Below are 14,121 nucleotides of genomic sequence, written 5' to 3' on the forward strand. Positions count from 1 at the left end.
TGCCCCGTAGAATCGCATCGTGGCAGGACGGATCAACGACGAGGACGTGAAGGCGGTACGGGACGCGGTCCCGATCGACGCCGTGGTCTCCGAGTACCTCCAGCTGCGCAACGCCGGTGGCGGCAACCTCAAGGGTCTCTGCCCCTTCCACGACGAGAAGTCGCCATCCTTCCAGGTCAGCCCGAGCAAGGGACTCTTCCACTGCTTCGGCTGCCAGGAGGGCGGCGACACCATCACCTTCGTCATGAAGGTGGACCACCTCTCCTTCTCGGAGGCGGTGGAGCGGCTCGCCGCCCAGGCCGGTATCACCCTGCGCTACGAGGAGGGCGGGTACAACCCCGCCCACCAGCGCGGCGAGCGCATCCGCCTGGTCGAGGCGCACAAGATCGCCGCCCAGTGGTACGCGGAACAGCTCGCGGGCTCCGCCGAGGCCGAGACCGGCCGGGTCTTCCTCGCCGAGCGCGGCTTCGACCAGGCCGCCGCCGTCCACTTCGGCGTCGGCTACAGCCCCCAGGGCTGGGACCACCTCACCCGTCATCTGCGCGGCAAGGGCTTCACCGACAAGGAGCTGCTGCTCTCCGGCCTCTCCCAGGAGGGCCGGCGCGGCCCCATCGACCGGTTCCGGGGGCGCCTGATGTGGCCCATCCGGGACATCGGCGGCGAGGTCGTCGGCTTCGGCGCCCGCAAGCTGTACGAGGCGGACAACGGGCCGAAGTACCTGAACACGCCCGATACGGCGATCTACAAGAAGTCCCAGGTCCTGTACGGCATCGACCTGGCCAAGCAGCACATCGCCAAGACCAGCCGGGCCGTCGTCGTCGAGGGCTACACCGACGTCATGGCCTGCCACCTGGCCGGGGTCACCACGGCCATCGCCACCTGCGGCACGGCCTTCGGCGGCGACCACATCAAGATCCTCCGCCGGCTCCTCATGGACAACGGCTCCGCCCGGGTGATCTTCACCTTCGACGGTGACGCGGCCGGCCAGAAGGCGGCCCTGCGCGCCTTCGAGGACGACCAGAAGTTCGCCGCCGAGACCTACATCGCCATCGCCCCCGACGGCATGGACCCCTGCGAGCTGCGCCTGGCCAAGGGCGACGAGGCGGTCGCCGACCTGGCCGAACCGCGCACCCCGCTCTTCGAGTTCGCACTGCGCCAGATCGTCGCCCGCTACGACCTGGACACCCCGGCCGGCCGGGCCGCCGCCCTGGACGAGGCCGCCCCGATCGTCGCCCGCATCAAGAACAGCGGCGCCCAGCACGAGGTCGCCGTCGAGCTGGCCGGGATGCTCGGCATCCTCGACACCCAGTTCGTGGTCAAGCGGGTCGCCCAGCTCGCCCGCTGGGCCCGCGAGCGCGGCAAGGGCGGCCCCCAGCAGCAGCCCCGCGGCTCGCAGCAGCACTGGGAGACCGGACCGCGCACCGCGGCCCCGACCGGCCCGGCCCTCACCCTGCGCAACCCCGTCTACGCCGCCGAGCGCGAACTGCTCAAACTCGCCCTCCAGCGCCCCGACCTGGTCTCCCCGGCCTTCGACGCGTACGGCGTGGACGAGTTCACCGCCCCGCCCTACGCCGCCGTACGCCAGACCATCGCGGAGGCGGGCGGCGCCGAGTACGGTGTCGAGGACGGGCAGGAGTACCTGGTCCGCGTCCGGGACGCCGCGCCCGACGACACCGCCCGCGCGATGGTCACCGAACTCGCCGTCGAGCCGATCCTGCGCCGCACGGTCGACGAGACGTACGCGGGCACGGTGCTGGTGCAGATCCGCCGCCGCGCCGTGGAGCGCCGCATCCGCGACATCCAGTCCCAGCTGACCCGCCTGTCCAGCGGCGGCGACCCGGCCCAACTGGCCGCCGTGCAGAACGAGATGTGGGTCCTCCAGCAGTACGACCAGGCCCTGCGCGAACGGGGCGCCTCGGCCCTGTGAGGGTCCGGCCCCCGCCGCTCCACGAGCCGCGGCGGGCCGCAGTTGCCGGTCGCATAGTCCGGCGGGACCGGTAACCGCCGAGTCACGGACCGGACGCAAAAAGTCACCGCACGACCCTCGTGGCAGCGATGTGTCTTACCCCACACTGGGTGCGGTGCCCGAGCCCCCGGTGCCTGCCCCAGGAGCGCATGCCGTCGACTCTCCGCTCCCGAAGCACCGCTGCCGCAACCCTCCGAGCAGCGATCATCCTGGAGGTCGCCCCGTGCAGACCCAGACCCTCACCCAGACCGACAGCAGCGCCGGCGCCACGGCCGACGGGCCCGGCGCGGAGTCCGGAGTCCTCGTGGCCGTCCCCCCGCAGAGCCGCGCCATCGGCCACCCCGAGGCGGGCCAGGAGCAGATCGGTGAGCCGGCGGAGCCACCCGCCGAGGCACTGACGGAGGAGCCGGAGGAGGCCGCCGAGCCCGCGGCGCCCGCGGTCGCCGGGCGGACCGAGACCGGCGGCCCGTCCGCGGACCTGTTCCGCCAGTACCTGCGCGAGATCGGTCGCATCCCGCTGCTCACCGCCGCCGAGGAGGTCGACCTCGCCCGCAAGGTGGAGGCCGGGCTGTTCGCCGAGGAGAAGCTGAGCAGCACGCCCGACCTGGACAGCCGGCTCGCGCACGACCTGGACCGGCTGGTCGTCATGGGCCGGATGGCCAAGCGCCGGCTGATCGAGGCCAACCTGCGGCTCGTGGTGTCGGTGGCGAAGCGGTACGTCGGCCGCGGCCTGACCATGCTCGACCTGGTGCAGGAGGGCAACCTCGGGCTCATCCGGGCCGTGGAGAAGTTCGACTACGCCCGCGGCTACAAGTTCTCCACCTACGCCACCTGGTGGATCCGGCAGGCCATGTCCCGTGCCCTGGCCGACCAGGCCCGCACCATTCGGGTCCCCGTGCACGTGGTGGAACTGATCAACCGGGTCATCCGCGTCCAGCGCCGCATGCTGCAGGAACGCGGCTACGAGCCCGCCCCCGAAGAGGTCGCCGGCCAGCTCGACCTGCCGCCCGAGCGGGTCCGCGAGGTGCTGCGGCTCGCCCAGGAACCGGTGTCCCTGCACGCCCCGGTCGGCGAGGAGGACGAGGTGGCCCTCGGCGACCTCATCGAGGACGGCGACGCCACCAGCCCCGTGGAGTCGGCCGCCTTCCTGCTGCTCCGGGAGCATCTGGAGGCCGTGCTCTCCACCCTCGGCGAGCGCGAACGGAAGGTCGTCCAGCTCCGCTACGGCCTCGCCGACGGCCGGCCCCGCACCCTGGAGGAGATCGGGCGCCTGTTCGGCGTGACCAGGGAGCGGATACGGCAGATCGAGTCCAAGACCCTCAACAAGCTCCGCGACCACACGTTCGCTGACCAGTTGCGGGGCTACCTCGACTGACCGGGGCCGCCCACGGTGTGAGCGGCCCCCGCCGCGGATCAGTCCACCTCGGCCACGGCCTGGGCGAACTGCGCCTTGTACAGCCGGGCGTACGCCCCGTCGGCCGCCAACAGCTCCGTGTGCGCGCCCTGTTCGACGATGGAGCCGTTCTCCATCACCAGGATGGTGTCGGCGTCCCGGATCGTCGACAGCCGGTGCGCGATGACGAACGACGTCCGCCCGTGCGCGAGTTTGGCCATCGCCTTCTGGATCAGCACCTCGGTACGGGTGTCCACGGAACTCGTGGCCTCGTCCAGCACCAGGATCACCGGGTCGGACAGGAACGCCCGCGCGATGGTGATGAGCTGCTTCTCGCCGGCGCTGACCCCGGAGCCCTCGTCGTCGATCACGGTGTCGTAGCCGTCGGGCAGGGTACGGATGAACCGGTCCGCGTGGGCCGCCCGGGCCGCCTCCTCGATCTCGCCCCGGGTGACGCCCGCCCGTCGCCCGCCACCACCCTGATCGGGTGCGCTTCGCGCGCCCCCTTCCACTCCGGCGCCGTAGGCGATGTTCTCCGCGATGGTGCCGCCGAACAGCCAGGTGTCCTGGAGCACCATGCCGATCCCGGACCGCAGTTCGTCCCGGGACATCCGCCGCACGTCCACCCCGTCCAGCGTGATGCGCCCGCCGGACACGTCGTAGAACCGCATCAGCAGGTTGACCAGCGTGGTCTTGCCCGCACCGGTCGGGCCGACGATCGCCACCGTCTGCCCGGGCTCCACGGTCAGCGACAGGTCCTCGATCAGCGGCTTCTCCGGGTCGTACCGGAACGACACGTGCTCCAGGCACACCCGTCCGCGCAGCTCCTCGGGCCGCACGCCCGGCACCGGGTCCGCCTCCTGCTCCTCCGCGTCCAGGAGTTCGAAGACCCGCTCCGCCGAGGCGACACCCGACTGCACCAGGTTCGCCATCGACGCGACCTGCGTCAGCGGCATCGAGAACTGCCGCGAGTACTGGATGAAGGCCTGCACGTCACCGATGGACAGCGCGCCCGACGCGACCCGGAGGCCACCGACGACCGCCACCAGCACATAGTTCAGGTTCGACACGAACATCATCAGCGGCTGCATGACACCGCTGTTGAACTGCGCCCGGAACGCGGCCTCGTACAGCGCCTCGTTCTGCTCGGCGAACTGATGCGCCGACTCCTCCTGGCGGCCGAACACCTTCACCAGGGTGTGCCCGGTGTACATCTCCTCGACGTGCGCGTTCAGTTTGCCGGTGGTGCGCCACTGCTGCACGAAGTGCGGCTGCGACCGCTTGCCGACCCGGGTGGCGACCACGAACGACAGGGGCACGGTCACCAGCGCGACCAGTGCCAGCAGCCAGGAGACGTAGAACATCATCACCAGCACGCCGATGATGGTCAGCACCGCGTTGATGAGCTGGCCCATCGACTGCTGCAGCGTCTGCCCGATGTTGTCGATGTCGTTGGTGGCGCGGGAGAGCACCTCACCGCGCTGGCGCTTGTCGAAGTACGACAGCGGCAGCCGCGACAGCTTCGTCTGCACGGACTCGCGCAGCCGGTACATGGTGCGGTTGACCGCCCGGTTGACCAGCCGGGTGGCGACCGCCATCAGCAGGCCGGCGACCAGGAAGGTGCCGAGCGCGAGCAGCAGCACGTGCCCGACGGCACCGAAGTCGATGCCCTGGCCGGGGGTGAAGTCGGTGCCCCTGAGCATGTCCGCGATCTGGCCCTGGCCGCGCTCGCGCATCGACTGGAGCACCTGCTCCTTGGTGGCCCCGGCGGGCATCTGCCGGCCCACGATGCCGGCGAAGACCAGGTCGGTGGCCCGGCCGAGGATCTTCGGGCCGAGCACGCTCAGGGTCACACTGACGACCACGCACAGCAGCAGGGCGCAGATGGTGACCCGTTCGGGCCTGAACTGGCCGACCAGCCGTTTGCCCGAGCCCTTGAAGTCCATCGAACGCTGGTCGGGGCCGCCGGCCATCATGCGTCCCATGGGCCCGGCCATCAGGCGGCCTCCGCTTCCGTCAGCTGGGAGAGCACGATCTCCCGGTAGGTCTCGTTGGCAGCCATCAGCTCGTGGTGCCGGCCGGTGCCGACCACCCGTCCCTCGTCCAGCACGATGATCCGGTCCGCGTCCCGGATGGTGGCCACCCGCTGGGCCACGATGACGACGGTCGCCTCGGCGGTCTCGCGGCCGAGCGCGGAGCGCAGCGCCGCGTCGGTGGCGTAGTCCAGGGCGGAGAAGGAGTCGTCGAAGAGGTAGATCTCCGGGCGCTGCACCAGCGTGCGGGCGATGGCGAGCCGCTGCCGCTGACCGCCCGAGACATTGGTGCCGCCCTGCGCGATCGGCGCGTCGAGCCCGCCCTCCAGCCGGCTCACGAAGTCCTTGGCCTGCGCCACCTCCAGCGCGTGCCACAGCTCCTCGTCGGTGGCCCCCGGATTGCCGTAGCGCAGGTTGGTCGCGACCGTCCCGGCGAACAGGTACGGCTTCTGCGGCACGAGACCGACAGTAGCGGCAAGCAGCTCGGGGTCGACGTCGCGGACGTCCACTCCGTCCACGAGCACCTCGCCCTCGGTGGCGTCGAACAGCCGCGGGACCAGGCCGAGCAGCGTCGACTTCCCGCTGCCGGTCGAGCCGATCACGGCGGTCGTCTCGCCCGGCCGGGCCACCACGTCGATGGACTTCAGCACCGGCTCCTCGGCACCCGGATAGCGGAAGCCCGCGCCCCGGATCTCCAGGTGCCCGTGCCGGCGCAGCTCGGTCACCGCGGCGACCGGCGGCACCACGCTCGAGTCGGTCCCCAGGACCTCCTGGACGCGCTCGGCGCACACCTCGGCGCGCGGCACCATCATGAACATGAAGGTGGCCATCATCACGGACATGACGATCTGCATCAGATAGGCGAGGAACGCGGTCAGGTCGCCGATCGCCATCCCGCCGCTGTCGATGCGGTGGGCGCCGAACCAGACCACCGCGATGGACGACACGTTCACCACCGTCATGACGATCGGGAACATGAGGGCGAGCATCCGGCCGGTGGCCAGCTGCATCTCGGTCAGATCCCCGTTGGCCCTCCCGAACCGGCCCTGCTCGTACTCGTCCCGGACGAAGGCGCGGATCACCCGGTTGCCGGTGATCTGCTCGCGCAGCACCCGGTTCACCGTGTCCAGGCGCGTCTGCATGGACCGGAACAGCGGCCGCAGCCGGCGCACGATCAGCGTCACGGAGACGCCGAGCACCGGCACGACGGCGACGAGCACCGCGGACAGCGGGACATCGAGACCGAGCGCCAGCACGATTCCGCCGACACACATGATGGGCGCCGACACCATCAGGGTGAACGACATCAGGACCAGCATCTGGACCTGCTGGACGTCGTTCGTCGTACGGGTGATGAGCGAGGGCGCCCCGAAGTGACCCACCTCACGGGCGGAGAACGACTGGACCCGGTCGAAGACCGCGCCGCGCACGTCCCGGCCGAGCGCGGAGGCGGTCCGGGCGCCGAAGTACACCGCGCCGATGTTGCACACGACCTGCACCAGCGAGATGCCGATCATCAGGGCGCCGAAGGACAGGATGTAATCCGTGTCACCCTTCACGACACCGTTGTCGATGATGTCGGCGTTGAGCGTGGGCAGGTAGAGGGTGGCGCAGGTCTGCAGGAACTGCAGCAGCACCAGGAACACTATGGGTTTTTTATAGGGCCTGAGATAGGTCCGCAGAAGTCGTATGAGCACGCTACGTCTCTCGGAGTCGGCGACAGGGGCTGGTCGATGTGCCCTTCGCCCCTATCGTCGGACACTCCACCCGTGTTACCTCAACCGATTAAGCCATCGGCGTGCTCGCCGCGCCCGGAGGTCCGGGCCGCGTCACGGGCGGAACGCCCCGGGGTGGGTCTGCTCCCGCACGGACACGAACTGCTGCCGCACCGCCTGGCCCACGGCCAGTTCCTCACCCGGCTCCAGCACCTGCGCGGCCGCGCCGTGCCAGGCCGGCGGGGTGCGCGGATCGAGCGCCCCCTGGGACACGCCGAGCGCCCAGGCGGCCTGCCGGGCGGCGCCGATCGCCGCGTAGTCGGCGGGCTGCGGCACGACGACCTGCGCGCCGAACAGCGACGGCGCCGCGGCCTGTACGGCGGGCAGCTCGGCGGCCGCGCCGAGCAGGAAGACCCGTCGCACCTCGACACCCCGCCCGCGCAGCACGTCCAGCGCGTCGGCGAGTCCGCACAGCATGCCCTCGAAGGAGGCCCGCGCCAGATGCTCGGGTTTCATCGACTCGCGGCGCAGTCCGGCCAGCGTGCCCGCGGTGTGCGGAAGCAGCGGTGTCCGCTCGCCCTCCAGGTACGGCAGCAGCACCAGCCCGTGCGCCCCCGGCGTCGACTTCATCGCCAGGTCGGACAGGCTCTCCAGATCGGACAGACCGAGCAGCTCGGCGGTGCCGCGCAGGGTGCGCACGGCGTTCAGGGTGGTCACGACCGGCAGATGCATGCCGGTGGCGTCGGCCAGGGAGGTGATCATCCCGGACTGGTCGGTCAGCGCCTCCGGGTGCACGGCCATCACGGACCCGGACGCCCCGAGGGAGACGACCGCGTCCCCGAGCCCGATCCCGAGACCGAAGGCCGCGGCCATGGTCTCCCCGGTCCCGGCGGAGATCAGCAGCCCCTCCGGGGTGGTGCCGGCCGCGTCCGACGGGCCGATCACCTCGGGCAGCATCACCTGATGGCCCAGCGCCAGCTCGACCAGGTCGGGCCGGTAGCCGCCGGTGGCCGCGGACCAGTACCCGGTGCCGGAGGCCCCGCCCCGGTCGGTGGTCCGCCGTACCGGACGCCCGAGAAGCTGCCAGACCAGCCAGTCGTGGGCCTGCAGCAGCACGGCGGTGCGCCGCGCGTTCTCGGGTTCGTTCTTGGCGAGCCAGCGCAGCTTGGTCACCGGCTGCGCGGCCTGCGGCACCGACCCCACCGCCTGGGCCCAGGCCTCCCGGCCGCCCAGCGCGTCGACCAGGTCGGCCGCCGCGACCTGCGCCCGCTTGTCCCCGCCGACCAGCGCCGGCCGCACGGTGTTGCCCTGGGCGTCCAGCGGGACCAGCGCGTTCTGCTGGGTCGAGACCCCGATGGCCTGCACACCCTCCAGCAGCCCGCCCCCCGCGGCCTCGCCCAGGGACAGCAGCCAGGCCTGCGGGTCCACGTCACTGGGGCGGCCGCCGCCGTCCGGCGTTTCGACCGGATGCGGGGCATACCCCTGCCTCAGCACGGCTCCGGTGTCCGTGTCGCAGACCACGATGCGCGTGAAATCGGGTGAGCTGTCCAAGCCGGCGACTATCCCCATGGCGAAAATTCTGCCGCATCGCGGCGCTTGCTTCGGCCCTGGGAGGAGTGGTGCCGCGAGAGCGTTACGTGTTGCTCGTGCCCCAGTCGTCCTCGGGGGTGCCGTTCACGTTGCGTTCGCGCAGGGAACGTACGCGCTGGGCCACCGACGCCGGGACCCGGTCGCCCACCTTGTCGCTGACCGTGTGGAACGCCTTGCCCGCGTACTGGCGGCCCTGCTGGGCGGCCGTCTCCGCGGTGTTCCGCACGGCGGGGTTCTCCGCGAGCCGGCGAGCCGATTTCTTCAGCTGCTCGTAGCGCTCGCGTCCGGCCCTCGTGCCCAGCACGTAACCGAGGGCCACTCCGGCGAGGAACGTAAGCCGGTAGCGCATGGCTGCCACCCTTCCCTTTGTCCTGAGGTCTCTGGTGCGGCGACGGCGCCGGGGAGAACCGATTGGCGGAGCACCCCCCTGCTTGCGCTAATGTATGTGTCGCAGCGAGCGCGCGCCCCCTGGCGAATACCCAGGTAGGTGCGTTCGATGCAACGAGGCGATCCTCCGTAGCTCAATTGGCAGAGCAGCCGGCTGTTAACCGGCAGGTTACTGGTTCGAGTCCAGTCGGGGGAGCTTCGGTCCTCCGTAGCTCAATTGGCAGAGCAGCCGGCTGTTAACCGGCAGGTTACTGGTTCGAGTCCAGTCGGGGGAGCGCGTTGAACGAGGACCCTCCGGGGTCCTTTTTCATGTCCCTGGGAACCGCCGCCGACCTGGTGAAGTCCTCAAGGTCAGGAAGCAGCGCGGAAGCCGACCATCCGAAGCAGGAGATCGTATGAGCGGCTATGCTGCGGCAGACGGCGCGCACACATGTACGCGACACGCCGCTATGGGGCGGTAGCTCAGCCGGTTAGAGCAGCGGACTCATAATCCGTCGGCCGTGGGTTCGAGTCCCACCCGCCCCACTCAGTACTACTCCTGCAGAAACGTCTCACCATCCGGCGCCCGGCCGAGGGCGTCGATGATCACCGCCATGAGCGCCGTCCGGCCGGACGGCGGGGCGGCCGGACGAATCCTTCGGGTTCGTCAAGCGGTTCGGCCAACAACCCTCGAACGGTCATGACTTGCCGTGATTTTGGCTTGGACATGCCCTGCGCTGGGCACGGACCTCCTACCGGGAGCCGCCGCGGGGCGGCGCCGGCAGAAGGAGGGCGTCATGGACCGTCGTATCCGAGTACGTGTCATTCGTCGGCCCGCCGCCCCGCGCGAGCAGGAGATCGACCGCAGGACGCCCTCCGGGCGCATCCTCCCGTACTGACCGCCGCGCCCCGCCGTCACCGGTCGGCGTGGGCCGGCGGCACATGGCGGGCCACCGCCGCGCGCAGTGCGGCACGCACGGCCGCGGGCGGCGCGGGACCCCCGGGCGCCGTGCTCGCGGTGAGCGCGCCCGCCACCTCGCGCAGTTTGGTGTTGGTGCGCTGGGAGGCCTCCCGCAGGATGTCCCAGGCCTGTTCGGGGGTACAGGAGTGAGCGGCCATCAGGATGCCGCGCGCCTGGTCGATCACCGGACGGGAGTCGATCGCGTGCCGCAACTGCGCTATCTCGGCCCGCAGCAGCCGCAGTTGCTCGGCCCGCTCCCGCGCCACCGCGGAGGCGCTGCGGGCGGGCGAGTCCGCGAACGGCGCGCCCGGCAGCGGGTCCGTGCCGTCCAGGCCCACCAGCTCCAGCACCCGGCGCGGCTGGCCCTGCCAGCCCGTGAGTGAGACCGGCACGCCGCGCCGGCGCCCGTACTCGCCCAGCACGTCCAGTAACCGCAGACCCGAGGTGTCCATGAAGGACACGTCCCGCATGTCCACTTCGACCCGGCCGACGTCCGCCGGGAGGGCGGCCAGGGCTCTCGCCATCGTGTCCGCGCAGCCGTGCACCAACTCCCCGCGCGCCTGGAGCAAAGCCCGGTCACGTACCGTCCGGCTCTCGACGACCAGCGCGTCCAGCCGTCCGGCGTGCGAGTCTCGTGCCGCTGAGGTCATGTCTCCGCCCTGCATCGGTCCTCGTGGCTCGCCCCTCGCCTGCCCTCGCCTCCCGGCACCTACACCCCGGGCGCCGGCACCGGGGCGCATACTGGCCCCCGTGTTCCCAGTGCCGCGAGGAGGCGTCGTGAGCGTGCCGGACCCGGCGTGGCCCCCGACGGCCGCCACCGCCCCGCGGGCCGCGGCACGCCGCCCGGACGCGCCGCCGTGGTGACCACGGCCCCCGGCCCCTTCGCGCACCCCGCCCTCTTCTACGCGGACAGCGAGCAGTACCTCGCCGGCACCGTGCCGTTCGTGCGTGCCGCCCTGGCCGCCGGAGAGCCGGTCGCGGTCGCCGTGCCCGGGGAGAACCTGCGACTGATCCGGGACGCGCTGGGCGCCGACGCCGACGCCGTGCGATGCCTGGACATGCGGGAGGCCGGACGCAACCCCGGCCGGATCATCCCCGGCGTGCTGCACGCCTTCGCCGACGGCCGGCCGCCCGGCCGGCCCGTGCGCATCGTCGGCGAGCCGGTGCGGGCGGGCCGCGGCGCCGCCGAGTACCCCGCCTGCGCCCAGCACGAGGCGCTCATCAACACGGCGTTCCGGGGCCGCGAGGTCACCATCCTGTGCCCCTACGACACCGGACGCCTGGACGAGCGGGCGCTCGCCGACGCCCACGCCACCCACCCCGTCGTCATTCCGCCCGGCACCACGGAGCCCCGTCCCAGCGAGGCCTACGACCCCGAGGGCGTCGTCGCCCGCTACAACCAGCCGCTGCCGCTCACACCGGTCCCCGGGCCCGCCGTACTCGCCCTCACCTACGGCAGCGGCTCCCTCGCCAGGGCCCGGCACCTCGTCACCGAACACGGCCGCTGGCTCGGCCTGACCGGCCTGCGGCTCGAGGACCTCTCCCTGATCACCGCCGAGCTGACCACCAACAGCGTGGTCCACGGCGGCGGCACGGGCGCGCTCACGGTGTGGGCCGAGGGCGGGCACGTGCTGCTGGAGGTCCGGGACCGGGGCCGCCTGACCGACCCGCTGGCCGGCCGCCGCCCCGCCGCCGGCGGCCGGAGCGGCGGCCGCGGACTGCTCCTGGTCAATCTGCTGTCCGACCTGGTCCGGACGCACACGGCGGAGTCCGGCACGACGATCCGCAGTTACCTCTCCCGGTAGGGAGCCCGCTCAGGCGGCGCGCGGGTCCAGGACGAGGGGTTCGACGGTGCCCTCCAGCATGGCCCCGAGGCCCTGGACCGCGCACAGCTCCGGCCGTTCCGCGATGTGCACGGGGATGCCGGTCGCCTGACGCAGCATCTGGTCGAGGCCGGGCAGCAGGGCGGAGCCGCCGACCATCACGAGCCCGTTGTCGGCGAGATCGGCCACCAGATCGGGCGGGCACTCGCGCAGCACCTTGCCGATGCCGTCCAGGACCGATGTCAGCGGAGTCTGGATGGCGTTGCGGACGGCCGCCGTCTTGACCCGCACACTGCGGGCGAGTCCGGTGACCACGTCCCGCCCGTGGATCTCCGTCAGAGCCGGCCCGTCCACGGCGAGCCCGGTGCCGGACAGGGCGAGCTGCAGCGGCCGTACCGCCTGGCTGGGCAGCAGCAGCCGGTGCTCCAGCCGCAGGTGCTGCACGATCGCGTTGTCGACCGCCTCCCCGCCGACCGGGATCCGCTCGGCGGTGACGAGCGAGCCGAGGGAGAGCACGGCGACCTGCGTGGCCGCCGCCCCGCACATCATGATCATCGTCGCCTCGGGCTGCTCCACCGGCAGTCCGCACCCCACCGCGGCGGCGATCAGCGTGTCCACCAGCTCGACCCGGCGCGCCCCCAGCCCGACCAGCGTCTCGATCGTCGCCCGCTGGGCGAGCGGGTCCGCGTCGTGCGGGGTGCAGGCCGCCGCCCGCAGCCGGGGCTTGCGACGCAGGGCGCGGCGCACCTTCTCGCCGAGCAGTTGCCGCAGCATGCGCTGCGCCATCTCGATGTCGACCACCGTGCCGCCGGAGACGGGCCGCACGACCTTGATGTAGCCCGGCGTCCGCCCCGTCATCTTCTCCGCGAAGTCGCCCACCGCGATCAGCGCGCCCGTCCGGGTGTTCACGGCCGCGACCGATGGCTGATCGACGACGATACCGGCACCCTTCACATACACCCGGGTACGGGCCGCCCCCAGGTCGACGGCGAAGTGACAGCGACGCAACTGCTCCAGGCTGACGGTCACGGCGGATCCTCCCGAGTGCGCGGGGCCTTGGAGGCCGGACGGTGGCTTCCTCCACATCCTCCGGGGGACGCCGACGGCGCGCCTGCGGGAGGGGGCCGGGCGGGGCGCCGCTGAATGGGGGGTTCGGCGCCGGACCGCGGCTCAGAGGGTCCCGCGCGCGCAGGAGGGGGAGGAGCGGGCCGTCGGCGAGGGCCGGGACCAGCTCGCCCAGTGCGGGCCAGTAGCGGGCCATCACCTCGGTGGGCAGCATGCGGGCGACCCGGACGTCCGGCTCGGCGGCCATCTGGGCGACCATGCCGACCACCCGGCCGTCCTTCAGCGTCACCGCGGCCCCGCTGAACCGGCGGTCACCGGGCACGGACAGCCACTGCGGCACGGCTCCAACTGCACCCACTCGTCCGCGATCCGCTGGGCGGACACGGCCCGGTACTCCGCGATCTGGCCGTCGCCGTCGTAGCCCTCCGGGAAGCCGTACGCCTCCAACGACGGTGTCGGCGGGCCCTGTTCGGCGCCCGGTGGGGCGAAGCCCGCCGGGCGCAGCGGAACCCGGTGGGCCAGTTCGAGCACGGCGAGGTCGCCGGGGTCGGTGTCGCCGCCCGCCCAGCCGCCGTGCACGGCGACGGTCGCCGGTACGCCATCGAGGCCGCGGCGGCCCGGGAACGACACGGTGAGCCCGTCCGAGCCGCTCGCCACGACGTGTGCGCAGGTCAGCACCATGTTCGGGGCCACCAGGAAGCCCGCGCCGAGCACCGAGCCCCCGCACTCGATCCGGGCGTGCCAGGCGTGCCCCCTCATGAGCGGGGAGCGGGCTCCGGAACAGCGGCGGTGGTGGAGGGCGCTTCCGGGGCCGCCGGGTCCGAGTTCCATCCGAGTCGGACCACCAACTGCCCCTCCGCCGCGCCCTTGGCGATGATCGCGCCGGCCTCGGCGGTCAACTTCACGCCGAACTCCAGCTCGACGGAGTCGGGGCGCAGGGAGCCGTCGCGGAAGACGCGCAGGGCGGACTGGGCGGCCGCGCGGACACCGTCCAGGGTGCCCTCGAAGGTGCGTGCGGCCTGCACGGCGGGGTTCTCGCCACGCGAGACGAGCCGTGTGCCGGTCGCCGGTTCCGAGGTCTCCACGACGACCACCGCGCCGTCCTCCGTGGTGAACTCCACCAGTCTGCCCATAGCGCGTTCCGCCCCCCGTGCTCTCGCCCCGCGGCCGGCTCCATTGTGACGGAAGGCCACCGGCGGTGTCCCGGAT

The 14,121-nt window shown here is 72.1% G+C and carries 11 protein-coding genes and 3 tRNA genes; 6 read left to right on the forward strand and 8 right to left on the reverse strand.

What is annotated here, in order from left to right; all coding sequences use genetic code 11:
* Positions 1-19: 19 nt before the first annotated feature.
* Complete coding sequence (gene dnaG, locus AB0924_RS07675) at positions 20-1,927, forward strand: DNA primase (protein WP_358927250.1); 1,908 nt, start codon at positions 20-22, stop codon at positions 1,925-1,927.
* Positions 1,928-2,096: 169 nt separating this feature from the next.
* Positions 2,097-3,341 carry an RNA polymerase sigma factor gene (locus tag AB0924_RS07680; protein ID WP_366910997.1) on the forward strand — a complete coding sequence of 415 codons (1,245 nt, stop codon included), beginning with the start codon at positions 2,097-2,099 and terminating at the stop codon, positions 3,339-3,341.
* 38 nt (positions 3,342-3,379) lie between these two features.
* Here AB0924_RS07680 and AB0924_RS07685 read toward each other — a convergent pair whose 3' ends face one another.
* The 4 genes from AB0924_RS07685 to AB0924_RS07700 all read right to left on the reverse strand — a co-directional run bounded on the left by AB0924_RS07685 (position 3,380) and on the right by AB0924_RS07700 (position 9,046).
* Positions 3,380-5,356, reverse strand: a complete 1,977-nt coding sequence (locus tag AB0924_RS07685; RefSeq protein ID WP_366910925.1) for an ABC transporter ATP-binding protein — start codon at positions 5,354-5,356, stop codon at positions 3,380-3,382.
* Positions 5,356-7,089, reverse strand: coding sequence for an ABC transporter ATP-binding protein (locus AB0924_RS07690; RefSeq protein WP_358927248.1), 1,734 nt, complete (start codon positions 7,087-7,089; stop codon positions 5,356-5,358). Before AB0924_RS07690 ends, AB0924_RS07685 begins: the two co-directional genes overlap by 1 nt.
* A 132-nt stretch (positions 7,090-7,221) precedes the next feature.
* Positions 7,222-8,676, reverse strand: a complete 1,455-nt coding sequence (locus tag AB0924_RS07695; RefSeq protein WP_358927247.1) for an FGGY family carbohydrate kinase — start codon at positions 8,674-8,676, stop codon at positions 7,222-7,224.
* A gap of 64 nt (positions 8,677-8,740) precedes the next feature.
* Complete coding sequence (locus AB0924_RS07700; protein ID WP_358927246.1) at positions 8,741-9,046, reverse strand: YtxH domain-containing protein; 306 nt, start codon at positions 9,044-9,046, stop codon at positions 8,741-8,743.
* 161 nt (positions 9,047-9,207) lie between these two features.
* On the opposite strand from AB0924_RS07700, the gene AB0924_RS07705 reads away from it, so the two are divergent.
* The 3 genes from AB0924_RS07705 (at position 9,208) to AB0924_RS07715 (ending at position 9,609) form a co-directional block, all read left to right on the forward strand.
* Positions 9,208-9,280: transfer RNA gene (locus tag AB0924_RS07705), tRNA-Asn, on the forward strand.
* Between the two features lie 6 nt (positions 9,281-9,286).
* Positions 9,287-9,359 (forward strand) — tRNA-Asn (locus AB0924_RS07710).
* Between the two features lie 176 nt (positions 9,360-9,535).
* A tRNA-Ile gene (locus AB0924_RS07715) sits at positions 9,536-9,609 on the forward strand.
* Positions 9,610-9,978: 369 nt separating this feature from the next.
* Here AB0924_RS07715 and AB0924_RS07720 read toward each other — a convergent pair.
* A complete protein-coding gene (locus AB0924_RS07720; RefSeq protein ID WP_358927245.1) occupies positions 9,979-10,674 on the reverse strand; it encodes an ANTAR domain-containing protein in 696 nt (231 codons plus the stop codon).
* 210 nt (positions 10,675-10,884) lie between these two features.
* On the opposite strand from AB0924_RS07720, the gene AB0924_RS07725 reads away from it, so the two are divergent.
* On the forward strand, positions 10,885-11,829 hold the full coding sequence (locus tag AB0924_RS07725) for a sensor histidine kinase (protein WP_366910998.1): 945 nt from the start codon (positions 10,885-10,887) through the stop codon (positions 11,827-11,829).
* A 9-nt stretch (positions 11,830-11,838) separates the two neighbouring features.
* Here AB0924_RS07725 and AB0924_RS07730 read toward each other — a convergent pair whose 3' ends face one another.
* The 3 genes from AB0924_RS07730 to AB0924_RS07740 form a co-directional block, all read right to left on the reverse strand.
* On the reverse strand, positions 11,839-12,876 hold the full coding sequence (locus tag AB0924_RS07730; protein ID WP_358927244.1) for a rod shape-determining protein: 1,038 nt from the start codon (positions 12,874-12,876) through the stop codon (positions 11,839-11,841).
* 321 nt (positions 12,877-13,197) lie between these two features.
* The gene (locus AB0924_RS07735; RefSeq protein ID WP_358927243.1) at positions 13,198-13,671 is read right to left on the reverse strand and encodes a serine protease; all 474 of its coding nucleotides are present in this window, start codon (positions 13,669-13,671) and stop codon (positions 13,198-13,200) included.
* Positions 13,668-14,045 (reverse strand): CU044_2847 family protein, encoded by a 378-nt coding sequence (locus AB0924_RS07740; protein ID WP_358927242.1) that lies wholly within the window; start codon positions 14,043-14,045, stop codon positions 13,668-13,670. The genes AB0924_RS07735 and AB0924_RS07740 overlap by 4 nt, the downstream gene beginning before the upstream one ends.
* Between the last annotated feature and the right edge of the window lie 76 nt (positions 14,046-14,121).

This window comes from Streptomyces sp. NPDC047869 (assembly GCF_040704065.1).
Taxonomy (GTDB): domain Bacteria; phylum Actinomycetota; class Actinomycetes; order Streptomycetales; family Streptomycetaceae; genus Streptomyces.

What these genes read in the sequence shown, in the direction of transcription:
- AB0924_RS07695 (WP_358927247.1), bottom strand. Translation starts at nt 8,676, where the DNA reads ATGGGGATAGTCGCCGGCTTGGACAGCTCACCCGATTTCACGCGCATC.
- AB0924_RS07740 (WP_358927242.1), bottom strand. Translation starts at nt 14,045, where the DNA reads ATGGGCAGACTGGTGGAGTTCACCACGGAGGACGGCGCGGTGGTCGTC.
- AB0924_RS07685 (WP_366910925.1), bottom strand. Translation starts at nt 5,356, where the DNA reads ATGGCCGGGCCCATGGGACGCATGATGGCCGGCGGCCCCGACCAGCGT.
- AB0924_RS07720 (WP_358927245.1), bottom strand. Translation starts at nt 10,674, where the DNA reads ATGACCTCAGCGGCACGAGACTCGCACGCCGGACGGCTGGACGCGCTG.
- AB0924_RS07700 (WP_358927246.1), bottom strand. Translation starts at nt 9,046, where the DNA reads ATGCGCTACCGGCTTACGTTCCTCGCCGGAGTGGCCCTCGGTTACGTG.
- AB0924_RS07735 (WP_358927243.1), bottom strand. Translation starts at nt 13,671, where the DNA reads ATGAGGGGGCACGCCTGGCACGCCCGGATCGAGTGCGGGGGCTCGGTG.